General features: G+C 61.2%; 22 protein-coding genes and 3 pseudogenes. 5 read left to right on the top strand and 20 right to left on the bottom strand.

Going from position 1 to position 23,364, the window contains the following annotated elements; all coding sequences use genetic code 11:
* The first annotated feature begins 661 nt into the window (after positions 1–661).
* Positions 662–1,912, top strand: a complete 1,251-nt coding sequence (gene ltrA, locus IPP03_12755; protein MBL0353469.1) for a group II intron reverse transcriptase/maturase — start codon at positions 662–664, stop codon at positions 1,910–1,912.
* A gap of 89 nt (positions 1,913–2,001) precedes the next feature.
* Here the strand turns inward: ltrA and IPP03_12750 are convergent, their stop codons facing one another.
* The 3 genes and pseudogenes from IPP03_12750 to IPP03_12740 all read right to left on the bottom strand — a co-directional run bounded on the left by IPP03_12750 (position 2,002) and on the right by IPP03_12740 (position 4,866).
* Positions 2,002–2,511 carry a hypothetical protein gene (locus IPP03_12750; protein MBL0353468.1) on the bottom strand — a complete coding sequence of 170 codons (510 nt, stop codon included), beginning with the start codon at positions 2,509–2,511 and terminating at the stop codon, positions 2,002–2,004.
* A gap of 363 nt (positions 2,512–2,874) precedes the next feature.
* Positions 2,875–3,936, bottom strand: a pseudogene (locus tag IPP03_12745) (IS91 family transposase).
* 87 nt (positions 3,937–4,023) lie between these two features.
* Positions 4,024–4,866 (bottom strand): site-specific integrase, encoded by an 843-nt coding sequence (locus IPP03_12740; GenBank protein MBL0353467.1) that lies wholly within the window; start codon positions 4,864–4,866, stop codon positions 4,024–4,026.
* Positions 4,867–5,093: 227 nt separating this feature from the next.
* Between IPP03_12740 and IPP03_12735 the strand changes: the two are divergent.
* Positions 5,094–5,219, top strand: a pseudogene (locus IPP03_12735) (integrase).
* Positions 5,220–5,363: 144 nt separating this feature from the next.
* Here IPP03_12735 and IPP03_12730 read toward each other — a convergent pair.
* The 9 genes and pseudogenes from IPP03_12730 to IPP03_12690 form a co-directional block, all read right to left on the bottom strand.
* A pseudogene (locus IPP03_12730) lies at positions 5,364–5,584 on the bottom strand (hydroxymethylglutaryl-CoA lyase).
* Positions 5,585–5,610: 26 nt separating this feature from the next.
* On the bottom strand, positions 5,611–7,302 hold the full coding sequence (locus IPP03_12725) for an AMP-binding protein (GenBank protein ID MBL0353466.1): 1,692 nt from the start codon (positions 7,300–7,302) through the stop codon (positions 5,611–5,613).
* An 84-nt stretch (positions 7,303–7,386) separates the two neighbouring features.
* A complete protein-coding gene (locus IPP03_12720; GenBank protein MBL0353465.1) occupies positions 7,387–9,405 on the bottom strand; it encodes an acetyl/propionyl/methylcrotonyl-CoA carboxylase subunit alpha in 2,019 nt (672 codons plus the stop codon).
* 3 nt (positions 9,406–9,408) lie between these two features.
* Positions 9,409–10,194 carry an enoyl-CoA hydratase/isomerase family protein gene (locus IPP03_12715; GenBank protein ID MBL0353464.1) on the bottom strand — a complete coding sequence of 262 codons (786 nt, stop codon included), beginning with the start codon at positions 10,192–10,194 and terminating at the stop codon, positions 9,409–9,411.
* A complete protein-coding gene (locus IPP03_12710) occupies positions 10,178–10,813 on the bottom strand; it encodes an FMN-binding negative transcriptional regulator (protein MBL0353463.1) in 636 nt (211 codons plus the stop codon). The genes IPP03_12715 and IPP03_12710 overlap by 17 nt, the downstream gene beginning before the upstream one ends.
* Before the next feature lie 3 nt (positions 10,814–10,816).
* The gene (locus IPP03_12705; protein ID MBL0353462.1) at positions 10,817–12,424 is read right to left on the bottom strand and encodes a methylcrotonoyl-CoA carboxylase; all 1,608 of its coding nucleotides are present in this window, start codon (positions 12,422–12,424) and stop codon (positions 10,817–10,819) included.
* A 159-nt stretch (positions 12,425–12,583) separates the two neighbouring features.
* Positions 12,584–12,793 carry a hypothetical protein gene (locus IPP03_12700; GenBank protein MBL0353461.1) on the bottom strand — a complete coding sequence of 70 codons (210 nt, stop codon included), beginning with the start codon at positions 12,791–12,793 and terminating at the stop codon, positions 12,584–12,586.
* A 15-nt stretch (positions 12,794–12,808) separates the two neighbouring features.
* Entirely contained in the window at positions 12,809–13,408 is a 600-nt protein-coding gene (locus IPP03_12695; protein MBL0353460.1) for a TIGR00730 family Rossman fold protein, read from the bottom strand.
* 7 nt (positions 13,409–13,415) lie between these two features.
* A complete protein-coding gene (locus tag IPP03_12690; GenBank protein ID MBL0353459.1) occupies positions 13,416–14,021 on the bottom strand; it encodes a 2-hydroxychromene-2-carboxylate isomerase in 606 nt (201 codons plus the stop codon).
* A 73-nt stretch (positions 14,022–14,094) separates the two neighbouring features.
* Between IPP03_12690 and IPP03_12685 the strand changes: the two genes are divergently transcribed.
* Positions 14,095–14,289, top strand: coding sequence for a type II toxin-antitoxin system VapB family antitoxin (locus tag IPP03_12685; protein ID MBL0353458.1), 195 nt, complete (start codon positions 14,095–14,097; stop codon positions 14,287–14,289).
* On the top strand, positions 14,286–14,687 hold the full coding sequence (locus IPP03_12680; protein ID MBL0353457.1) for a PIN domain nuclease: 402 nt from the start codon (positions 14,286–14,288) through the stop codon (positions 14,685–14,687). The genes IPP03_12685 and IPP03_12680 overlap by 4 nt, the downstream gene beginning before the upstream one ends.
* A gap of 11 nt (positions 14,688–14,698) precedes the next feature.
* Here IPP03_12680 and IPP03_12675 read toward each other — a convergent pair whose 3' ends face one another.
* From IPP03_12675 to IPP03_12640, 8 genes are read right to left on the bottom strand one after another with little or no spacing between them, the layout of a single operon-like run.
* Positions 14,699–15,541, bottom strand: coding sequence for an NYN domain-containing protein (locus tag IPP03_12675; protein MBL0353456.1), 843 nt, complete (start codon positions 15,539–15,541; stop codon positions 14,699–14,701).
* Positions 15,542–15,563: 22 nt separating this feature from the next.
* The gene (locus IPP03_12670) at positions 15,564–16,700 is read right to left on the bottom strand and encodes an acyl-CoA dehydrogenase family protein (GenBank protein MBL0353455.1); all 1,137 of its coding nucleotides are present in this window, start codon (positions 16,698–16,700) and stop codon (positions 15,564–15,566) included.
* Positions 16,697–17,602, bottom strand: coding sequence for a DMT family transporter (locus IPP03_12665; GenBank protein MBL0353454.1), 906 nt, complete (start codon positions 17,600–17,602; stop codon positions 16,697–16,699). Before IPP03_12665 ends, IPP03_12670 begins: the two co-directional genes overlap by 4 nt.
* Positions 17,603–18,793 (bottom strand): acetyl-CoA C-acetyltransferase, encoded by a 1,191-nt coding sequence (locus IPP03_12660; GenBank protein MBL0353453.1) that lies wholly within the window; start codon positions 18,791–18,793, stop codon positions 17,603–17,605.
* A 28-nt stretch (positions 18,794–18,821) separates the two neighbouring features.
* Entirely contained in the window at positions 18,822–19,970 is a 1,149-nt protein-coding gene (gene can / locus IPP03_12655; protein MBL0353452.1) for a carbonate dehydratase, read from the bottom strand.
* 55 nt (positions 19,971–20,025) lie between these two features.
* Positions 20,026–21,198 carry an isovaleryl-CoA dehydrogenase gene (locus IPP03_12650; protein MBL0353451.1) on the bottom strand — a complete coding sequence of 391 codons (1,173 nt, stop codon included), beginning with the start codon at positions 21,196–21,198 and terminating at the stop codon, positions 20,026–20,028.
* A gap of 2 nt (positions 21,199–21,200) precedes the next feature.
* Entirely contained in the window at positions 21,201–21,656 is a 456-nt protein-coding gene (locus IPP03_12645) for a PaaI family thioesterase (GenBank protein ID MBL0353450.1), read from the bottom strand.
* 52 nt (positions 21,657–21,708) lie between these two features.
* Positions 21,709–22,095, bottom strand: a complete 387-nt coding sequence (locus tag IPP03_12640) for a MerR family DNA-binding transcriptional regulator (GenBank protein ID MBL0353449.1) — start codon at positions 22,093–22,095, stop codon at positions 21,709–21,711.
* 237 nt (positions 22,096–22,332) lie between these two features.
* On the opposite strand from IPP03_12640, the gene IPP03_12635 reads away from it, so the two are divergent.
* Positions 22,333–23,358, top strand: coding sequence for an MBL fold metallo-hydrolase (locus tag IPP03_12635; GenBank protein ID MBL0353448.1), 1,026 nt, complete (start codon positions 22,333–22,335; stop codon positions 23,356–23,358).
* The last annotated feature ends 6 nt before the right edge of the window (positions 23,359–23,364 follow it).

Below are 23,364 nucleotides of genomic sequence, written 5' to 3'. Positions count from 1 at the left end.
GACTCGACTGCCGGGTGTGCGCCCAGCATGGGCGCGATGTAATGGGGTGGAAGTCCCCTGTGGGAGCACCGACATGGATTCATCACGAGTCAATGATAACCACTAGCCGAAGGCAAGGGCAAGCTCGCGAGGGCTTGTCTGGAGGAAGCCGGAGTGCAAACGTGCGAGGCGACGGACAGAAACTGCATAGAAGGCCGAGAGGGTCGAGGCGAGTCGGCACAGGACGACGAAGCCCACCGGTACGACCCTTACGGTAAATGCGGCGCTTGTGCGCGGAAACATCGCGTTCTTACCTGGGGAGATCTGCCGCGCGAGCGGTGACGTAGGCTGAACGAAAGGTGGCCGGGTTGAGCCAGTCCCAATCAACCAGCGCCGATGTGGGCTGTCACGCATCAAGGGCGATCGAACGGGCAGCAACGTTCAGTAACCGTAACAGCGCAGCGGTCAGCAATGGCTGATGTGAAGCGGCAGAAGTCAGCAGAGATCATAGTAGTCGTGCAAGTTGTGGCGCGGCGAAGGATCGAACAACGAACCACAAGGAGCAGACGGAGCGATCTTGGCGTAGCCGAAGTATCCCCAGGCGGGGAAGGCGAGCCGGCGAACAACCCGAACCGAGCCTTGAAACAAGACGAGACGAAAAGCAGTGGAAACAACCGAGTTAATGGCAGCAGTACTCTCCAGCGGCAACCTGCGCACCGCGTGGGGGCGCGTGAAAGCCAACAAGGGGGCGCCGGGTATCGACGGCATCACCATCGAGGGCTTTCCCGCCTACCTGCGGGCGCACTGGGGAGACATCCGAAGCCAACTCGAAACCGGGCACTATCGCCCCAGTGCCGTCCGTCGGGTCGAAATACCCAAGGAGGACGGCAGCAAGCGGCTGCTGGGGATTCCGATCCTCATGGATCGGGTCATCCAGCAGGCTATCGCCCAAGTGCTCACGCCGATCTTCGATCCCCGCTTCTCGGGATCGAGCTTCGGCTTTCGACCGGGCCGCAATGCACACCAAGCGATCAGACAGGTACAACGGCATGTGAAGGACGGCTACGCCATGGCCGTGGATATTGACCTCGCCAAATTCTTCGACACGGTCAATCACGACGTGTTGATGAATATCCTCGGGCGAACGATCCGCGACAAGGCGTTGTTGAATCTGATCGGACGTTACCTGCGCGCCGGGGTGCTGGTCGGTGAGCACGTCGAGCCCAGCGACATCGGCACGCCCCAGGGTGGGCCGCTGTCGCCGCTCTTGGCCAACATTCTGCTCAACGAACTGGATCATGAACTCGAACGGCGTGGGCATCGTTTTGCGCGATACGCCGACGACATGGTGGTGCTGGTCAAAAGTCCGCGAGCAGGAAACCGAGTCATGCAAAGTTTGACGCAATATCTGGAAGGTCGTCTGAAGCTCAAAATCAACCCGGTCAAAAGCAAGGTGGCGAAGATAAGTGAATGCGGTTTTCTGGGCTTCACGATAGTTCGGGGCAAAATCCGCTGGCTGGAGAAAAAGCTGGCGGCGTTCAAGTACCGCGTGAAGGAACTCACCGGCAGGAGCTGGGGAGTATCAATGGAGTTCCGGCTGCGCAAGCTGGGACAGTACGTGCGGGGGTGGATGGGGTACTTTGGCATCAGCGAGTACTACCGACCGATCCCGGGACTGGACGAGTGGATCAGACGGCGCATCCGAATGGGCTATTGGAAACAATGGCGCTGGCCGCGCACGAAGATCAAGCACTTGCTGGCGTTGGGCGTGAGCCTGAAAACAGCGATCCAGCATGGCGTCAGCAGCAAGAGCTACTGGCACATGGCACGTACTCCGGCGATGCAACAAGCGTTGAGCAATGACTGGCTCAAGACCAAAGGGTTGCTGAGCATCAAGACGTTATGGTGCAAGGCGCAGGGTTATTCGTCTTAGTCGAGCGCGTCAACTCGTTGAACCGCCCACTGCGGACCCGCATGGTGGGTGGTGTGGGGAGGGCCGGTTAGAAGCCGGTCCTTACCCGATTAGCCAACATGTTGCTCGGCGTACAAAATGACGTCGTCCATCAGTTCTATGACTTTTACTCGTGTGAGAAATCCTGCCATCGGCAATTCGCTACCATCCATGGCGGCAGTAAGTGTAAGACCAGACCAAGTGATTGGTAGCAGTTTCAAGTCATGCTCCTTGTATCGTAGCCAATAGTCATGGGAGAGGCTGTTGCTTATCATGCGCAAGAACTGGTACCACGGTGCCGCTCTCAGAAGTTTTATTTGGTTTGTCTCTAGGCCATACACCTTCACCAGCTCAAACATTTCCTTGAGGCAATTTCTGAGCACGGACTTTCGTAACTGATTCGTAGCGAGCGCCAACAATTCATCACTTTCGAAGACGTAACGAATATAGCCAAACTTCTTTGCTTCTGGATGAGCTGAGACTACGGCGAAATATTCGTCAAATTTCGTGACGGCGTCGGGCTGAGCCAAGAACATGATTCCAGCCTGAACAAGCGCGTAGTTGTTCTTGATTGTCTGCAACTGACCACGGAGTTCCGCTGGACTCATATGTTGGCTAACGAATAGCGTTTATCCGCCGACGCGGACGCGGTTGAAGGGAGCAGAAATTCATATCGGCGGATAAACCTTGTTGGACTGGACCGCCGGACGGGCGGTGGTTATGGGGATTGTAAGGTGGCGTCGGCCGAAGTCAATCGAGCGGCATAATGCAACAACCCCGAGCAACAGCCTGACACGGTCTGGCGCAGAGCAATCCAGCCTGATTTGGCGCCAACCCAGGGCCAAGTGCTGGTCTGGAACACCAACGCTCGGCGTACGGACGAGCGCCACCACGAACGGTCTCCCTGCTCGATGTAACGCTTTGCCAGGGGGCAAATCCGTAGTTCAAGGTGGCCCCCGTGAATGAACTGCATGACGCTGCGGCAGGATGGTTGCGGTGAAACACAACGGGCCGCCGCAGTGCGGGCAGCACAACTGCGCGAAACGCGCTACCCGGCGCAGGAAGTCCGCCACGGATTCGATCACGGCGGGTTCCGCTGGCGGCATGCCCAGGGCGGCCCGTGCGGCCGCCAGCCCGGCCGTCTTTCTGGCTGGTGAAAGCAAGCCGTAATGCCGGATGCGCTTGAATCCTGCCGGTAACACATGCAACAAAAAGCGCCCGATGAACTCAACACCCGGCAAGCGCAAGACCCGCTTCTTCCCATCGTTGTCGGCGCGCACCCGGAAAGCCACATCGTTGCCGACGATCCCAACAATGCGCTCATTGGAAATCGCTACCCGGTGCGTATAGCGACCCAGATACTCCAGTACTGCCTCGGGGCCGCCCAAGGGCTGTTTGGCATAGACCACCCAGTCATGTGCGAACAAGGCCGGCTTGAGGCGTGGCCAGTCCGCCTGTTCGGGCAATCGTTTCGTTTGTGACAATGCCTCAAGTCCAGCCACGAACTTGCCGCGAAACACCTTCGATAACGCCCGTACCGGAAACAGGAAGCCCTTCTTCGGCCGGAGCCACGTGCCCGTCTGAGCCAAGGCGCCACCAGCGACCAGGGCGTGCAGATGCACATGCCGCCCGAGATCCTGTTTCCAGGTATGCAACACCAGCGAGAAGGCCGGCATGCCCCCGAGATGGCGTGGGCTCTGCGCAAATTCGGTGAGTGTCGCCGAGACGGCAGCGAACAGATTCTCGTAGACCAGGCGTGGTGCCGCACCGATCAACGCATTGAGATCGTGCGGCAGGGTAAACACCAGATGGAAGTACGGCACCGGCAGCACTTCGCGCCGCCGCGCCGCGATCCACGCCTCTTTGGTTCGGGTCTGGCAGGTCGGGCAATGCCGGTTGCGGCAGGAATGATAGACATGGCGGGTCATCCCGCAGTCCGGGCAGGATTCGACATGACCACCAAGCGCCGCCGTGCGGCAAGCCACAATGGCCCGCCAGACCTTGGCCGCACCCCGTGGCAAAGGACGAGCGGCGAGATAGGTCTGGCCGAAGGTGGCGAGCACCTCGGCCAGACCACCCGATGGCATGCGCCCTCAGTCGGTCAGTAGTTCAAGCGGCGAGGTGGTCCCGGTCAGGTGGGTTTGCGCCAAGTGGAAGTAACGCATGGTGGTGCCGACATGACCGTGACCGAGCAGGCGCTGGATGGTGTGGATATCGACGCCGGCTTCCAGCAGGTGCGTCGCGAAAGCGTGGCGCAAGGTATGAATGCCGCCGCCGCGCTCGATGCCGGCGGCACTGCGAGCAGCGTGATAGATGCGCTGAGCCGTCTGATCGTAAAGTGGGCCGTTGCCAGTGCGGTTGGGAAACAGCCAATGGCTGGGGCGAGCGACGCGCCAGTAAAGACGCAACGTGGCGAGAAGACGGGGCGAGAGCAAGGTATATCGATCCTTGCTGCCTTTACCTTGGCGAACCTTGAGGCACATGCGCTCGGGCGAGGATTCGATGTCGGCCAGTTGGAGATTGCAGACTTCGGAAAGGCGCAGACCGGCGGCGTAGGTGGTGGTCAGCAAGGTACGGGCACGGATGTCACGGCCGTGGGCGAGCAGGCGGCTGATTTCCTCGCGGGTGAGGATTTGCGGTAGTCGTTTGGGGACCTTGGCCATCGGAATATCGAAGGCGACTTCCCGTTGCCCAAGGACGACGGCAAAGAGAAAGCGAATGGCGCAGACGGCCTGATTGACGCTGGAATAGGCAAGTTTCCGCTCGCTGATCAGGTGCAGCAGATAGCCCTGGATCGCCGCAGCATCAAGGGTGTCAGGGGATCGTCCGTAGTGCTTTGCCAAGCCACTGACGCAGGCCAGATAGGTTTCCTTGGTGCGCTCGGCGACGCCCCGTAACACCATCGCCTCGTTCATCCGCTGCCTGAGTGTGCTCATCTCGTTCTCCTCTTTCAACTTGGGAACATTCCCAGGAAAAAGGATCGCCGTGCTTGAGCTCGCTTACCACCGCGTTAGCGGTTTAGTTCAACTTTGTTATCGGGAGCATTTTTGCTGCATAACTATGGCGCTTGCTCCCTAACTCGGCGTCGTTTGTTGCGTTGAAAGTCACTTGCTGTATTGCTTTCCGGTAATTATACTGTGTTCTTATCCAGTATTAAATAACCATGAAAAGCAGCACTGCACCGCTGCCGCCTCTTCAGTCTGTGAAAGTGCTCGATCAACTGCGTGAGCGTATCCGTTATTTGCATTACAGCATACGTACTGAGGATGCTTATGTCTATTGGGTTCGCAGACAACCCGGCGCAGACAAGCCGGGACAGACCAGAATGGCGCTAAGTTAAGGCCGTCCAGCATGCTCATCGCCAGCATTGTGGCTGAAAAAGCGGACGCAATAAGTCATTAACTTAGCGCCAGTCGAGACAGACCACGGTTTTTGGCTGCCTGGTGATGCCCTGCATGACCGCCGCGTTGTCGCCCATCTGCGGTACCCACTTCGGCGAGACGAACGAAGTCGCCTCGATGACGTGCAAGCCCGTATCGGCCAGACGGTTGATCAGCTCGATCTTCATGGGGCAGTCGGCACGACCTGCGCTTCATTCTGCAGACCGTCGCGCGGGCCGACTTCGACGATTTGTGCCTTGGCAGAAGAGGCCATGGCTTTCCTCTCTGGAGTAGTGCGGATCAGGCGTGCGTCTCGTCCTGAAGGTTGAGTTCCTGCCTCATCTGCTGGCGGATCTTGAATTTCTGGATCTTGCCGGTGATGGTCATCGGGAAATTATCGACGAAACGCAGGTAGCGTGGCACCTTGTAATGGGCGATCTGGCCTTGGCAGAAGTCGCGGATTTCCTGCTCGCTACAACGCTGACCGTTTTTGAGGATGATCAAGGCGCAGAGCTCTTCGCCGTACTTGTGATCGGGTACGCCAACAACCTGCACATCCTGGATTTTCGGGTGGCGGTAGAGGAATTCCTCGATCTCGCGCGGATAAATGTTTTCGCCGCCGCGAATCACCATGTCCTTGAGGCGGCCGACGATATTGCAGTAGCCGCCGTCGTCGATCACGGCGAGGTCGCCGGTGTGCATCCAGCCGGCCCGGTCGATGGCCTCGCTTGTCTGGGCCGCGTCGTCCCAGTAGCCGAGCATGACCGAATAGCCACGCGTCAGCAGCTCGCCGGGCTGGCCACGCGGCACGATGCGGCCGTCGATGTCGACGATCTTGACCTCGACGTGCGGTTGCACGCGACCAACCGTGGATACCCGACGATCGAGCGGATCGTCGGTCGAACTCTGGAAGGAAACCGGCGAGGTTTCGGTCATGCCGTAGGCGATGGTGACCTGCTCCATGTGCATTTCACTGATGACGCGCTTCATGACCTCGATCGGGCAGGGACTGCCGGCCATGATGCCGGTGCGCAGGCTCGACAGGTCGAAGGACTTGAAATCAGGATAATCCAGGGCGGCGATGAACATGGTCGGCACGCCATGCAGGGCCGTGCATTTCTCTTCGGCAACGCTTTGCAGGGTAGACAGCGGATCGAAGCCTTCGGCCGGAATGATCATGCTTGAGCCATGGGTCAGGGCGGCCAGGTTACCGAGCACCATGCCGAAGCAGTGGTAGAAGGGAACCGGGATGCACAGGCGGTCTTCCGCGGTCAGGCGCATGGCCTCGCCGATGAAAAAGCCGTTGTTGAGCACATTGTGATGGGTCAGCGTTGCACCTTTCGGGGCGCCGGTGGTGCCCGATGTGAACTGGATATTGATGGCGTCGTCGAACTGTAATTGCTGGCCGGTTTCGGCAAGCTGGTTGAGTTCTGGCCGGCTGGCCGGGTGGCACAGTTCGCTGAAATTGAGCATGCCCGGGGTTCGCTCGTCGCCGAGCCTGATGGCCCAGCGCAACTCAGGCAGGCGCGCGCTCTGCAGCTGTCCGGGCGGGGTGTTGGCCAGTTCCGGCGCCAGATCCTGAAGCATTTCCAGATAGTTGCTGGTCTTGAAACTGGGGGCCAGGATCAGTCCCTTGCAGCCCACCTTGTTCAGGGCGAATTCCAGTTCGGAACGCCGATAGGCTGGATTGATGTTGACCTGGACCAGACCCGCCTTTGCTGTTGCGAACTGAGTGAGTACCCATTCAAGATTATTGGGTGACCAGATACCGACGCGGTCGCCTGCTTGAAGGCCGAGGCGGCGCAGGCCGCAGGCGACGTTGTCGACGACTTCCTTGAGCTGGGCGTAGGTCATCCGCACGTTTTGGTGGCGGACGATCAGCGCCTGACGGTTGGCGTAGCGCGTGCAGATGTTGTCGAAATGATCGCCGATGGTTTCACCGATCAGCGGTTTCTCGCTGGCGCCGTGGACGTAGCTGTACTGTTCTTGCATGGTTTGTCTCCTCTGATCCTCTTCCGGGATCAGTCGCGGGTAGTAGAAATGATGCCCCCGGCGACGCCGGGGGCGGAAAATGAATCAGTTGCTGGCTTCAGCTTCGAACTCGACCAACTCCGCGCCGTCACTGACCTGTTCGCCGGCGGCGTAGCAGAAGGCCTTGACAATGCCGGCGGCAGGGGCGGTGATGGTGTGTTCCATTTTCATCGCTTCGAGGATGAGCAGTGGCGTGCCCTTGGCGACCTTCTGGCCGGGCTGGGCGAGCAGCGCGACGACCTTGCCGGGCATCGGTGCGGTCAGGCCGCCGCCGTGGCTCTCACCAGCATCGACACGGTGCAATGGGTCATCGCGCAGGAGTGAGTACGTGCTTCCCTGCAAAAATACGGTTCTTTTCTCGTCGACCGAAACAACGCTGGCAACCAGGCGGCGGTCGTCGATTTCGACGGCAAAGCGGTCACCTTCGAGCTTCTTGCCGCGCGCCAGCGTGGATTTGCCGTTGAGGGTCAGTTCCCACTGGCCGTCGCCATAGCGCACCCGAACATCGATCAGGGTGTCGCCGTCCTTGAAGCTGATCGTGCGCGCCGCCGTCAGGTTCATGCGCCAGCCGTCGCGGGCATGCCAGGGCGACCATGGATCGCCGCTGCTTTTGGCGGCTTGGCGGGCGGCGTACTGCTCCCAGAGCAACTCACCGACGGTGGCGACGAGCAGCGCATCGCGCGGCACGGGTTGAGCCTCGGGGAACAGAAAGCTCTTCTGGCGTTCGATCAGGCCGGTATCGAGATCGGCACCGGCAAAGGCCGGGCAGGCCACCAGGCGGGACAGGAAATCGATGTTGGTGGTCACCCCGGCTACCTGATAATCGGCCAGCGCCTTGCGCATGCGGGCCAGTGCGGCGTCGCGGGAGTTTTCGCGACTCTCGTCCCAGACGATCAGCTTGGCGATCATCGGGTCGTAGTAAGGCGTGATTTCGTCACCTTCCTCGACGCCGGTATCGACGCGCACATTGAGCGACTCGGCAGGCGGTACCAGCCGGATCAGCGTGCCGGTGGCGGGCAGGAAACCCTTGCTGGCGTCCTCGGCGTAAATGCGCGCTTCCAGCGCATGGCCGCGTAGCTCGAGCTGATCCTGACGCAAGGGCAGCGGCTCGCCGGCGGCGACACGTAATTGCCATTCGACGAGGTCCTGGCCGCTGATCATTTCGGTGACTGGGTGCTCGACCTGCAGCCGGGTGTTCATTTCCATGAAGTAGAAGCTGCCATCCTGATTGGCGATGAACTCGACGGTGCCGGCGCCGACATAGCCGACGGCCTGCGCCGCGGCAACGGCGGCTTCGCCCATCTGGCGGCGGCGTTCGGGTGTCATGCCGGGAGCGGGTGCTTCTTCCAACACCTTCTGGTGGCGGCGCTGTACCGAGCAGTCGCGCTCGAACAGGTAAACGCAGTTGCCCTGGGTGTCGGCAAAGACCTGGATTTCGATGTGGCGCGGCCGGGTGATGTATTTCTCGATCAGCACATGGTCATTGCCGAAGCTGGAAGTTGCCTCGCGCTTGCACGAGGCGAGAGCATCGGGGAAGTCAGGCGATTGTTCGACCAGGCGCATGCCCTTGCCACCACCGCCGGCGGCGGCCTTGATCAGCACCGGATAGCCGATCTGGTCGGCTTCGGTGTGCAGCAGCGCCGGCCCCTGGTCGTCACCGTGATAGCCCGGGGTCAGTGGCACGCTGGCCGCACCCATCAGCTTCTTGGCTTCGGATTTCGAGCCCATGGCGCGAATCGCCGAAGCCGGCGGGCCAATGAAGGTGATGCCGTTGGCGGCCAGTGCATCGGCGAAACCGGCATTCTCGGAAAGAAAGCCGTAGCCGGGGTGCACGGCCTGGGCGCTGGTACGCTTGCAGGCATCGATGATCTTGTCGGCGACGAGGTAAGACTCGCGGGCCGCCGCCGGGCCGAGCAGCACGGCTTCGTCGGCCAGCCGGACGTGGCGGGCGTTGGCATCGGCCTCGGAATAGACGGCAACGGTGCGGATTCCCATGCGGCGGGCGGTCTTGATGACGCGGCAGGCGATCTCGCCCCTATTTGCAATCAGAATTTTGGTGAACATGGCTTAGTCCCCAATCCATGCCGGTGAGCGTTTTTCGAGGAAAGCAGCGATACCTTCTCTGGCTTCCGGCGTTGCGCGCAGATGGGCGATGCGATGAGCGGTGTCTTCGACCAGGTTGTCGTTGATCGGCTGGTTATCGACGGCACGGATAAGATCCTTGGCGGCGGCCTGGGCGAGCGGGGCGCCCTGAATCAGGGCATTGACGATTTCCTGCACCTTGGCGTCAAGTTGCTCCGGGGCGACCGCTTCATGGACGAGGCCCAGCTCGTGGGCGCGGGTGGCGTCGATGCGTTCGGCCGACTGGAAGTAACGGTAGGCCTGGCGGGCGCCGATGGCGCGCATGACGTAAGGACTGATCGCCGACGGGATGATGCCGAACTTGACTTCGGACGTCGCGAAAAAGGCCTTGCTCGAGGCGACGGCAATGTCGCAGGCGGCGGTCAGACCGGTGCCGCCGCCGAGTGCGGCACCGTGCACGCGGGCAATCGTCGGTTTCTTCATTTCGGCCAGCACGCGCAGCATGCGGGCCAGGGCGCGAGCGTCATTGAGGTTTTCGTCGACGCCATTGTTGGCGGCGTGCTTCATCCAGTTCAGGTCGGCACCGGCCGAGAAACTCTTGCCGCGCCCGGCGAGGACGACGACGCGAGCATCCTTGTCCTCATCCAGCGCGATGCAGGCGGCGGTCAGTTCGGCGATCAGTATTTCGTCGAAGGCATTGTGCAGGTCGGGCCGGTTCATCCAGATCGTGGCAACCGGGCCGTTCAGTTCGATTTCAAGGCTTACAAACATCTGTCTCACTCCTGTGTTGTCGCTGGCGGATCAGGCCGGCCATCGGGTCGCCAGCCTTTTCCAGCACGGCGATCAGGCTGGCCCGGTTTTCGGGCGGCTGGTTCTGGCTGACTTTCCATTTGCCGAGCAGGCGGGTGATGCTGATTTCGATACCGACGATGGCGCCGAGCATCATTTTGATGTAATCGGCCGGCGCATCGCTCACTGCCCAGGGTTGCGACAGTGGGTCTTCGTGGGTTGCGGTCAACGCCGAAATTTGCCCAAAAATCCAGGCCGGATCATCGATGACCCGCAGTTCGCCGTAGGCGTGCACCGCCGCGTAATTCCAGGTTGGCACGACCTTGCCGTGCTCGACCTTGGTCGCATAGCCGGACGGGCTGATATAGCTTTCGTCACCGTGGAAAATCACCAGCACTTCGCCGGTCACCTTGCCTTCTTGCCACAGCGGGTTGGCGCGGGCGACATGGCCCTGCAGCTTGCCGTCGGTCAGCAGCAACGGGATGTGGTTGGCGTTCAGGCCATCCGGCCCATGGCTGACCAGCGTGGCGAGCGGCTTGGCCCGCATCAGCGCGTGCATCTCGGTGATGTCGGTTTCGGCAAAGTGCTTGGGCAGATACACGATTTACATCCGGAAAATACCGAACTTCGTCTCTTCGGCCGGCGCATTCATCGACGCCGACAGCCCCAGACCCAACACCCGCCGGGTATCGGCCGGATCAATGATGCCGTCGTCCCACAGCCGGGCCGAGGCGTAGTAGGGGTGGCCCTGCGTTTCGTACTGTTGGCGGATCGGTGCCTTGAAAGCTTCTTCCTCGTCGGCGCTCCACTGCCCGCCCCGAGCTTCGATGCCATCGCGCTTGACGGTGGCCAGCACGCCGGCCGCCTGTTCGCCGCCCATCACCGAAATGCGGGCATTGGGCCACATCCACAGGAAGCGGGGGCTGTAGGCGCGGCCGCACATGCCGTAGTTGCCGGCGCCAAAGCTGCCGCCGATGACGACGGTGAATTTCGGCACCTTGGCGGTGGCTACTGCCGTCACCATCTTGGCACCGTCGCGGGCGATGCCGCCGTTTTCGTACTTGCGGCCGACCATGAAGCCGGTGATGTTCTGCAAAAAAACGAGCGGGATGCCGCGCTGGGTGCACAGTTCGATGAAATGCGCGCCTTTCAGTGCCGATTCGCTGAACAGGATGCCGCTGTTGGCGACGATGCCGACCGGGTAACCCCAGATGCGGGCAAAGCCGCAAACCAGCGTTGTGCCGTAGCGTGCCTTGAATTCGTCGAAATTTGAGTCGTCGACGATGCGGGCGATGATCTCGCGGACGTCAAAGGGCTTCTTGCTGTCGGTCGGGATGACGCCGTAGAGTTCCTGCGCCGGATAGCGTGGTTCGACCGGTGCGGTCAACGCCACTGGCGGTGCCTTTTTCCAGTTCAGATCCTTGACGATGCGCCGCGCAATGGCCAGCGCATGAGCGTCGTTTTCAGCCAGATGATCGACGACGCCGGAAATGCGCGTATGCACATCGGCACCGCCGAGGTCTTCAGCGGTGACCACTTCACCGGTCGCTGCCTTGACCAGCGGCGGACCGCCGAGAAAAATAGTGCCCTGGTCCTTGACGATGATCGACTCGTCGCACATCGCTGGCACGTACGCGCCGCCGGCCGTGCACGAGCCGAGCACAGCGGCGATCTGCGGAATGCCTCGCGCCGACAGGTTGGCCTGGTTGAAGAAAATGCGGCCGAAGTGTTCCTTATCCGGGAAGACTTCATCCTGCATCGGCAAAAAGGCACCGCCGGAATCAACCAGATAGACGCAGGGCAAGCGATTTTCCAGCGCGATTTCCTGCGCCCGCAGGTGCTTTTTCACCGTCAGCGGGTAATAGGTGCCGCCCTTTACCGTGGCGTCGTTGGCGACGATCATGCATTCGATGCCTTCGACGCGGCCGATGCCGACGATCACCGAAGCCGCCGGCACATCCCCACCATACATATCGTAGGCGGCGAACTGGGCGATTTCGAGAAAGGGCGTGCCGGGGTCGAGCAGAGCGCCGACCCGTTCGCGCGGCAGTAGTTTGCCGCGTGCCAGATGCTTCTGGCGTGCTGCCTCGGGGCCGCCGAGGGCGATCTTGTCGACTTTTTCATGCAGATCGGCAACCACCGCCTGCATCGCTGCCGCGTTGGCCAGAAAGTCCGCGCTGCGCGGGTTGAGTTGGGATTTAAGGATGGTCATGTTTCCTCACTATTTGTGAGTGAATTAGAGGTTGCTTACGGCGAGGATGGTTTTTATCAGTTGTATCGCTTGAGGAGAAAGTCGAATGCTTTGGCTTTTCTTGCCAGGGAGTTGCCGATTTGGTGAGCCATAGGGAGACGCTGATTTATTCCAGAATTGTCATTCCGGCGAAGGCCGGAATCCAGGAAAATCAACGGCTTGGACCCCGGCCTTCGTCCGGGTGACGAATAAATCAGCGCTTCCATAGGTGTCGAGTTGCAAGTGCCGAATTTCTTGTACATCAGTCACGATGTCGTAGGTGCAATTAACGTTGGTGTGTTGAGAACTGGTCTGCAACGTTTGGTGGGTAATATTGGAAACGAGTGCCATGATTGTCCTCCAAAATTACAACTGCTTTTCTTCCTTCAGCCACTTGCTGACCGGCTCGGGGCGGTAAGCGGCCATCACCGCGAGCAGGCTCTCGATGTCGCCTGCGGCTAGCGCCATCGCCCGGTTCTCATCACGCAGGAAGCCTTCCGCGACCGCGCGCTCGAAGAGGGCGAGCAGCGGATCGTAGAAGCCATTGATGTTGAGCAGGCCCATCGGCTTGACATGGAATCCGAGCTGGCCCCAGGTGAGGATTTCGCAGAACTCCTCGAAGGTTCCGAAGCCGCCGGGCAAAGCGATGAAACCATCGGCAAGCTCGGCCATGCGCGCCTTGCGGATGTGCATCGAAGCGACAACCTCGAGGCGGGTAAGGCCCCGGTGATCGACGACGCGGCCCGCCACCTCCTTGCCGATCAGTGCCTCGGGAATGACACCGATGACCGTGCCGCCGGCGGCCAGGCAGGCGTCGGCGATGACTCCCATGAGACCGACATTGCCGCCGCCGTAGACCAGTTCGATGCCGCGCCCGGCAAGCAGGCCGCCGAGGCGTTCCGCCTCGGCGCGGTAGCGCGGATCGTGGCCAACGTTGGAGCCGCAGAAAACACAGATGCATTTCATGGCTGTCTCAGAATCCTCCGCTTTCGAGCCACTTCTCGATTTGCGGCAGGCGGTCGGCACCGAAGAAGGCCTCGCCGTCGACGATCACGTGCGGCGAGCCGAAGACGCCGATGGCCAGCGCCTTGCCGACTTCGTCCTTGAGACGGTCCTTGATTTCCTGGCCTTGCAGCGCGGTTTCCAGGCTGCTGCGGTCGACGCCGAGATTTGCCGCAATTTCGAGGATGGTGTCGGCAGCCGAGACGTCGCGGTCGTCGACGAAGAGGGCGCGATAGGCGGCATGGGCGAAGCGCCGGGCCAGCGCGCAGTCCTGACCGTGCAGCCAGTAGTAGGTGCGGGCAGCAGTCTGGGTCGCCAGCGGAAAGCGTGTCGGGTGGTGGTAGGGAATGCCCATGAAGCGCGCCGAGCGCGCGAAGTCGAGCAGCGAGTACGCTGCCTTGGCGGGGTTCTGCAAGGTCAGCGGTGCGCTGCCGGTAGCCTTGAAAACGATGCCGAGCAGGACCGGATGCCAGCGCACCTTGCGCCCGAACCGGGCAGCCACCTCGTCGATGCGTTCGCTCAGCAGGTAGCCGTAGGGGCTGGAAAAATCGAACCAGAAATCGATGGGCTCGGACACGGTTGTCTCCTTCTGCTTGTATTTGTGGGACCAGAAGCTAGAATGTGTATCTTAAAGTCAATGGATGTGTATCGTGCGAACAAATATTGTGATTGATGATGCTTTGATGCGGGCTGCTCTGCAGGTCACCGGCCTGAAGACCAAGAGGGAAGCCGTTGAGCAAGGACTGAAAACCCTGCTGCACCTCGCGCACCAGGAAGAAATCCGTAGCTTTCGTGGCCGGCTGGATTGGCAGGGCGATCTGGAGGCGATGAGGCAGGATCGATGATCTTGGTCGATTCGAGTGTCTGGATTGACTATTTTCGTGGCGACGTGACGCCGCAGGGTGATCGTCTCGATCAATTGCTCTCCAGCGAGTTGCTGCTGATCGGCGATCTGATCCTCGCCGAAGTGCTGCAGGGGTTTGTCAGCGAACACGATTTCAATCAGGCGAAAACACTGCTCACCGCGCTGCCCGTCGTTCCGCTGGTGGGTCCGGATGTAGCTTTGCAGTCCGCTCGCAATTTCCGCCATCTGCGTACGCTCGGAGTGACCGTCAGGAAGACGATTGATACTCTGATTGCTACGAGTTGCATCGAAAATGGCTACACTTTGCTCTACAGTGATGGCGATTTCGATCCCTTCGTTGAGCATCTCGGTTTGGTGTCTGCATGGCCGGGGCGTTGAGATTGCCGTCATCATTTAGTGATCTTCACTGTTTTTGCTGCCTTGCGGCGAACGTAGATAACTTTGGAATTCGTGCCGGCTACCTCACGTTCCTCGACTGTGAAGACGTGAGGTTTCGATTTGACAAGGTCGCTGAGTTTCTTGAATCCGTAGAGGCGCGGGTCGAAATCGGGCTGCAGCTTGGTCAGATAGCCACCAAATGTACCTAGGTTGGCCCAGCCGGTGTCATCGCAGGCTTGGTCCAACGCTTGCAGGACGAACTGGAGGGGCAGGGCTTTCTTGGGCGCTGCCGGCGGAGGGGATGACGCTGGGCTTGGTGCGAGCGCTGGCTTTTCTGGAACAGACAGCACAACCGTTGTGTCGGGAATTGTGCTCGATGGCAGCGGGCGCAGGACTTCGGTGAAGATGAACTTGTGGCAGGCGTTCCTGAATGCATCGGGCGTCTTCTCTTCGCCAAACCCGAACACGCTCAGTCCCTCTTCACGGATGCGTAGGGCGAGCCCGGTGAAGTCACTGTCGCTGGAAACCAGGCAAAAGCCATCGAAACGGCGGGTGTAAAGCAGGTCCATCGCATCGATGATCATCGTGCTGTCGGTCGCATTTTTGCCGGTGGTGTAGGCGAATTGCTGCACCGGTTTGATGGCAAATTGATTGAGGACCTTTTTCCACTGGGCGCTGTTCGGAGAAGTGAAATCGCCATAGATCCTTCTCACGCTGGCCTCGCCGAAGCGGGCGATTTCAGCCAAGAGACTCTCGATGACCGATGCCTGTGCATTGTCAGCATCAATCAGAACAGCCAGGTGAAGCGAGCGCTCCTCAAAATCGAGCTTACCGTTGATGTTTGATAGGCCCATTGCTTCCTCCTGAATGCTTGCCTCAACCAGCAGCCACGGCGCGACCGATCACCAGGCGCTGGATGTCGTTGGCGCCTTCGTAGATCTGGCAGACGCGCACGTCGCGGTAGATGCGCTCGACCGGGAAGTCGCTGACATAACCGTAGCCACCGTGAATCTGGATGGCGTCGGAGCAGACCTTTTCGGCCATTTCGGAGGCGAACATCTTGGCCATTGAGGCTTCGGTCAGGCAGGGGCGGCCGGCATCCTTCAGAGAAGCGGCGCGCCAGACCATCAGGCGGGCAGCGTCGAGCTGGGTGGCCATGTCGGCGAGACGGAAGTTGACCGCCTGGTGCTCGATAATGGGCACACCGAAGGTGACGCGCTCCTTGGCGTAGCGCACGGCCGCCTCGAGAGCGGCACGCGCCATGCCAACCGACTGGGCGGCGATGCCGATGCGCCCGGCTTCGAGGTTTGACAGCGCGATCCGGTAGCCATCGCCCTCCTTGCCAAGCAGGGCCGAAGCCGGCACGCGACAGTTCTCGAACAGGATCTGCGCGGTATCGGAGGCATGCTGGCCCATCTTTTCCTCGATACGGGCGACGATGTAGCCCGGCGTCGCCGTCGGCACGAGAAAGCAGGAGATGCCCTTCTTGCCGGCGGCCTTGTCGGTGACGGCAAAGACGATCGCGACATCGGCATACTTGCCGGTGGTGATGAACTGCTTGACGCCGTTGATGACGAAATGGTCGCCGTCGCGGTCGGCACGGGTGGTGATCGCCGCGGCGTCGGAGCCGGTGTGCGGCTCGGTCAGGCAAAAACAGCCGAGACTGTCGCCACGCGCCAGCGGCTTGAGCCAGGTTTCCTTCTGCTCGACACTGCCGTATTTCATCGTTATGCCGCAGGCCAGCGAATTCTGGACGCTGACGATGGTCGACGTGGCGCCGTCGCCAGCGGCGATTTCTTCCAGCGTCAGGACCAGTGACATGTAGTCCATGCCGGCGCCGTCCCATTCCTCCGGAACGACCATGCCGAGCGCGCCGAGGGCGCCGAGCTCCTTCAGGGCGTCGGCGGGGAAGGTGTGATTGCGATCCCACTCGCCGGCGAAGGGGGCGAGGCGCTCCTGCGCGAAGCCGCGCATCGAGTCGCGGATCATTTCCTGTTCCTGGGTAAGAATCATGCTGTTTTCTCCGAAAGGTTGGCGGTCATCCAGACACCGGCAATGACTAGCAGGCCACCACCGAGAACGGATAATCCGAGGCGTTCGTCGAGCAGGATGGCTGCCTGCAGGACGGCAAATACCGGGACGAGGTTGACGAACGCGGATGCCCGGGCGGCGCCGAGGCGCTTGACGCCATCGGCGAACCAGGTGAAGGCGAGGGCGGTGCCGCCGACCGCCAGAAAGACGACACTGGCCCAGACGCGCCATGACCAGGCGGTAATGTCGTTGCCGCCTAGGAGCAGGGCGGTGATGCCGATCAGCGCGGCCCCGATCAGGCTGGCCCACAGAGTTGCCGCCAGCGGCGAAAGCGTCTTTGTCGCGCGCCGGCCGATGAAGGTATAGGCCGTCCAGCACATGACGCAGCCGAGGATCAGCCATTCGCCGATGCCGGCCGCGCCGTGCAGCAGGGCGAGCGGATTGCCGTTGCCGATGACCGTCAGGCAGCCGGCCATGGCGATCGCGACACCGGCCAGCTTGAGCGCGTTCATCCGCTCCCTGCCGAGGAACCAGGCGGTCAGGACAACAACGACTGGGGTGAGGGCGACGACCAGCGCGCCGCGCCCGGCAGTGATGTGTTTGAGGCCGTAAAAGAAGCACAGGGCGTAGAGGAAGATCCCGGTCATCGCCAGGCCGCTGACCATCCCCCATTCGCTGCCCGTCTGCGGGCGCGGAATCCGCCCCTCGGTCACCAGCGCAAAGGCGGCCAGCCCCAGCCCGGCGAGCAGGAAACGGATGGCGGGAACGCCCAGCGGCGCGGTCAGTTCCTGCGCCACGACACGGCCCGCGATCCAGGTTCCGCCCCACATGAACATGGCGCCGATCAGCTTGAGGTAGGTAATCGATTCGACCGGCTGCGGCACTTACAGCATTTCCACCGCGAGCGCCGTCGCTTCTCCGCCGCCGATGCACAGGCTGGCGACGCCGCGCCTGCCGCCGGTCTTTTTCAGCGCACCGAGCAGGGTCACCAGAATGCGGGCGCCGGAAGCGCCGATCGGGTGGCCCAGCGCACAGGCGCCGCCGTGGATGTTGACCTTCTCGGCCGGCAGCTTGAGATCGTGCAGGGCGGCCATGGTGACGACAGCGAAAGCCTCGTTGATTTCGTAGAGATCGACGCCTTCTGCGGTCCACCCGGTTTTGGCGAACAATTTCTGCATGGCGCTGATTGGTGCGGTCGGGAACAGCGCCGGCGCTTGGGCGTGGGTGGTGTGGGCGACGATACGGGCGATCGCTGCCAGCCCCAGCTTCTCAGCCTGCGACGCGCGCATCAGCACCATGGCGGCGGCGCCGTCGGAGATTGACGACGAGTTGGCCGGGGTCACGGTGCCATCCTTGCGGAAGGCAGGCTTCAAAGTCGGGACTTTTTCGATGTTGACCGCGAATGGCCCTTCGTCCCTGGCGACGACAACATCGCCCCGGCGCCCGGCGACGGTGACCGGGGCGATCTCCCAGGCGAAGCTGCCGTCGTCGTTGGCCTGTTTGGCGCGGTTGGTCGAACGGATGGCGAATTCATCCTGCGCTGCGCGGCTGAAGCTGTAGTTGGCGGCGCAGTCCTCGGCGAAGGTCCCCATCAGGCGTCCGCGGTTCTCGGACGAGTAGGCATCCTCTAGCCCGTCCATGAACATGTGGTCGATGATCTGGCCGTGACCAAGACGATAGCCGCCGCGCGCCTTGGGCAGCAGGTAGGGAGCGTTGGTCATCGACTCCATGCCGCCGACCACAACCACACCACACGAACCGGCGAGAATGCTGTCGTGGCCGACCATGGTGGCCTTCATGCCGGAGCCGCAGACCTTGCTGATCATCGCGCAACCGGTCGACAGCGGCAGGCCGGCGAGCAGGGCAGCCTGACGAACTGGCGCCTGGCCAAGACCAGCCGGCAGGACACAGCCGAAAAGAACTTCCTCGACCAGCGCGGCGTCAATGCCGGCGCGCCCGACGGCAGCCTCGATCGCGGCGGCGCCGAGTTGCGGTGCGCTCACACTGCCGAAGACGCCCTGAAAACTTCCCATTGGGGTGCGGGCTGCGGAAACGATAACGATGGGGTCATTCATGACGGGTTCTCCTTGATGAAAGGTAAGCTCATGCTTCCAGCGCCTTGAGCGCGGCGTCGTAGCGCGATTGCAAATTCTCGGGTTGATGCACGGTGATGCCGAGGTCGTGCACCAGCCCGTCCTTGAGGCCGTAGATCCAGCCATGGACTGTCAGTGGCTGGTCGCGCTGCCAGGCATCCTGGACCACGAAGGTCTGGCAGACGTTGACCACTTGCTCCAGCACGTTCAACTCGCAGAGGCGGTCGTAGCGTCTTTCGGGCGGCAGGCGGTCGACGTCGGGCTGGTGCTTGGCATGGACGTCCTGGACGTGGCGCAACCAGATATCGACGAGGCCGACACGCTCCTTTTTGAGTGCGGCTCCGACGCCGCCGCAGCCGTAGTGGCCGACGACCATGATGTGCTTGACCTTGAGCGCATCGACGGCGAACTGGATGACCGAAAGGCAGTTGAGGTCGGTATGGACGACGACGTTGGCGACGTTGCGATGAACGAAGACCTCGCCGGGCAGCAGGCCGACGATCTGGTTGGCCGGAACGCGCGAGTCGGAACAACCTATCCACAGGAATTGCGGCGACTGCAGCTTGGCCAGCTTGTTGAAATACTCGGGATCGACTTCCTGCATCTGGCGCGCCCAAGCGCGGTTGAAGTCGAACAAGTGCGACAGGTTTTCACTGCGGAATTCTTTCTCCGACCAGTTCTCTAGATCGAGAGCGAGAAACATGGTGCCTTCGCTCGGCGTCGGGTAGTAGGCCGGGGCTTCGGTGAAGCCGAGTTCCCGGTATAGCTTCACGGCCATGCGCATACTGGGCAGCGTGTCGAGCATCAGCTTGCGGTAGCCGGATTCCCTGGCAGCGGTAATGGCTGCCAGCGACAGCATGCGTCCGACCGACTGGCCACGAAACCGTGGATCGACATAGAGCCGCTTCATTTCACAGACCCCTTCGCTGTCGGGCAAGGGGCGGACACCGACGCAGCCGGCGGGAAGGCCATCGATCTCGGCGAAGAACAGGCGCCCCTGTGGCGCCGAATAGGTGCCGGGTAGCGAGGCCATTTCCTGGTCGAAATTCTGGTAGGAGAGGTCGACGCCGAGCCAGGCCGCATAATTGCGGAAAAACTGGCGAACCTGCTCGATGGCGGCGGTATCGTCGGCGGTAAGAGTACGCAGGGTAACGGTCATGCGATATTGCTTCTGGGTTACGGCACCCCGGTCTGGGGGCGCCGGCGGGAGCATGTCAAGAGGTTTCGGCGAAGAGTTCGCGACCAATCAGCATTCTACGGATTTCCGAGGTGCCTGCCCCGATCTCGTAGAGCTTGGCGTCGCGCCACAGGCGGCCGACCGGGTACTCGTTGGTATAGCCGACGCCGCCCAGCGTCTGGATCGCCTCGCCGGCCATCCAGGTCGCCTTTTCGGCCGAGTATAGAATGGCACCGGCCGCATCCTTCCTGAGCGTCCGCGAATGATCGCCGGCATCGCAGGCGCGGCCGACAGCATAGACGTAAGCGCGGGTCGCCTGCCAGGTCGAATAGAGGTCGGCGACCTTGCCCTGCATCAACTGGAATTCACCGATCGCCTGACCGAACTGCTTGCGCTCGTGGATGAAAGGCACGACCGCGTCCATGCAGGCGGCCATGATGCCGAGCGGCCCACCGCACAGCACGGTGCGCTCGTAATCGAGGCCGGACATTAACACTCTGGTGCCGTTACCGACGCCACCCAGCACGTTTTCTTCCGGCACTTCGCAGTCGTCGAAAAATAGCGGAAAGGTGTTGGAGCCGCGCATGCCCAGCTTGTCGAGATGGGTTCCGTGGCTGAAACCCTTCATGCCTTTCTCGACGATGAAGGCGGTCATTCCCTTCGCGCCAGCATTGGGATCGGTCTTGGCGTAGACGACCAGGGTGTCGGCATCGCCACCATTGGTGATCCACATCTTGGAACCGTTCAGGACGTAACGATCATCCTTTTTCTTGGCTTTCAGCTTCATCGACACGACATCGGAACCGGCATTCGCCTCGGACATGGCCAGCGCGCCGACGTGTTCTCCGGAAATCAACTTCGGCAGGTATTTTTGGCGCTGCGCCTCGGAGGCGTTGCGCCGGATCTGGTTGACGCACAGGTTGGAATGGGCGCCGTAGGAGAGGCCGACCGACGCGGAGGCGCGGGAGATTTCTTCCAGCGCGACGATGTGCGCCAGATAGCCCATGTCGGTGCCGCCGTATTCCTCGCCGGCGGTCATGCCGAGCAGGCCCATGTCGCCGAATTTCGTCCACAAATCGGCGGGGAACTCGTTGACGCGGTCGATTTCCGCGGCGCGCGGGGCGATCTCGGCGTCGGCGAAGGCTTTCACCGCGTCGCGCAGCATGTTGATGTCTTGGCCGAGGCCGAAATCGAGGCTGGGGATGTTCATGGTCATTCTCCCTGAAGTTTTTCGGATTTGCCGTGCATGACCATGATGGTCTGCTGCATCAGCGCGCATTGTGTTTCCTGGCCGTCCTTGACCGCGAAGACCTCGGCTTGGGTGACGATCAGCGTGCGTCCTGCCCTGACCACCTTGCCACGGGCGACCAGGTGGTCACCATCGGCAGGCGCCATCAGATTCATCTTGTATTCCACGGTCAACACCGATGCCGTCGGCGAAACCATGGTCATCGCCGCGTAACCCGCCGCCGAGTCGGCGATCATCCCGACCACGCCGCCATGGACGAAGCCGTGCTGCTGCTCGACGCCGGACCAGTGCGGCAGATGGATCTCGGTACGCCCATGCTCGACGACCGGCACCGTCGCCCGGATCAGGCTCATCGCGTGCTGTAGCGCAAAGCTGGCGCGGACGCGTTCGGCAAGGTGGGGGTCGGCGATGTGGAACATGGCTATATTGTATTCACGTTGACGTAAACGTCAACATGTCTTTTGGTATCGATCATCGGGAATTCCGGCGCAGAAGTTCCTGCTCGCATTGCCGCTCGAACTGCGTGATGTCCGCCAGCATCGCTTCGATGTCTTCACGCTGCTGCTCGAGGGCCTCGCGTCGCTTGGACATGACGCGCAGGCATTCGATCAGTTGCGGGGTTTCATCCTCGGTGCCCGAGTACATGCCGATCAGGTCCTTGATTTCGGCCAGCGACAGTCCGAGCCGCTTGCCGCGCAAGGCCATCTTGAGGCGGGCGCGGTCGCGGCGAGTAAAAACTCGGTTGCGGCCCTCGCGGTCCGGTGCCAGGATGCCCTGATCCTCCCAGAAGCGGATCGTTCGCGGGGTGATACCAAACTCGCGGGCAAGGTCGGAAATAGCGAATCTGGCGACGGTCAGGATCAATTCGGGTTCCTCGATTCAGGGAGCCAAGTAAATCAGAACCAGATTGTTTTATCAATCCGGCTTCGGCGCAGCGGCTTCCGCGCTTGCCGACCGGCGGTGGCGCGCCCATGGCCGAAGGCGGGGCGGGCGCAACCGAACGGATCCTCGGCAATTTCGGCGTGCGGACCGTGCTCACTAGGGCGCCACCGGGGCTCTGTGTTAATTTCCAACATCTTGTGTCAAGGATATCCCATGCCCCTGCATTATCCCCATGCTCACCCGCCCGCTACCGGCGAGAAGATCGAAGTCGCGCCCGGTGTCTTCTGGCTGCGCATGCCGCTGCCTTTCCAGCTCGACCATATCAACCTGTGGCTACTCCGTGATGGCGACGGGTGGACGATAGTCGACACCGGGTTCGCGACCGATGGCGTGCGCGAAGCCTGGCTGAAAGTTCTGGCGGGACTAGACGCGCCGGTGCGACGCCTGATCGTCACCCATTTTCATCCTGACCACCTCGGCCTGGCGTCATGGCTGATGAGCGAGACGGGGGCGGACCTGTGGATGACGACCGGCGAGTTCCTGACTGCCCATGCAGTCTGGAATGAATTCGGCGGGCATGGCGCGCGTTTCATGGTCGATCAGTTCCGGCAGCACGGGCTCGATGGCGATCGCCTGGCCAGGTTCGAAAGGCGGGGTTCGGGATATCGCATGGCGGTGCCGGAATTGCCCGAGTACTACCATCGCTTGAAAGCTGGCGACGCGGTCACGGTCAACGGAAGAAAGTGGAGTATTTTTATTGGCCACGGGCATTCACCAGAGCATATGGCGCTTTACTGCGCAGAGCTCGACGTGTTAATTTCCGGTGATATGCTTTTGCCTAAAATTTCCACCAATATCAGTGTACTCGCGGCGACCCCGGAAGCCGATTCATTGGGCTGGTTCCTGGAATCGCTGGGAGAACTGGCTCGGGAAATTCCGGAAAGAACCCAGGTTTTACCTTCGCACGGGCTGCCCTTCACCGGGGTTCGGGTGCGGGTCCAGGAGTTGCGCGCGCACCATGAAGATCGGTTGCGCGCGCTTGAGGAGGCTTGTGAAGATGCGCCGAAGAGCGCAGCCGGGTTGCTCGAGACCTTGTTTCAGCGAGCACTCGATACACATCAGACGATGTTCGGTATGGGCGAGGCGATCGCCCACCTGAATTACCTTCGACAAGCTGGCCGGCTGTCTTGCGGCACCGACGCCGATGGTGTAATTCGATTCTTGCGGTCCCGGCATTGACCGGCC

Origin of the sequence: Candidatus Dechloromonas phosphoritropha (assembly GCA_016722705.1) — a bacterium.
Classification (GTDB): Bacteria; Pseudomonadota; Gammaproteobacteria; order Burkholderiales; family Rhodocyclaceae; genus Azonexus; species Azonexus phosphoritrophus.
The sequence above is the reverse complement of the archived record's forward strand: the minus strand, read 5'-3'. Positions and strand labels throughout refer to the sequence as shown.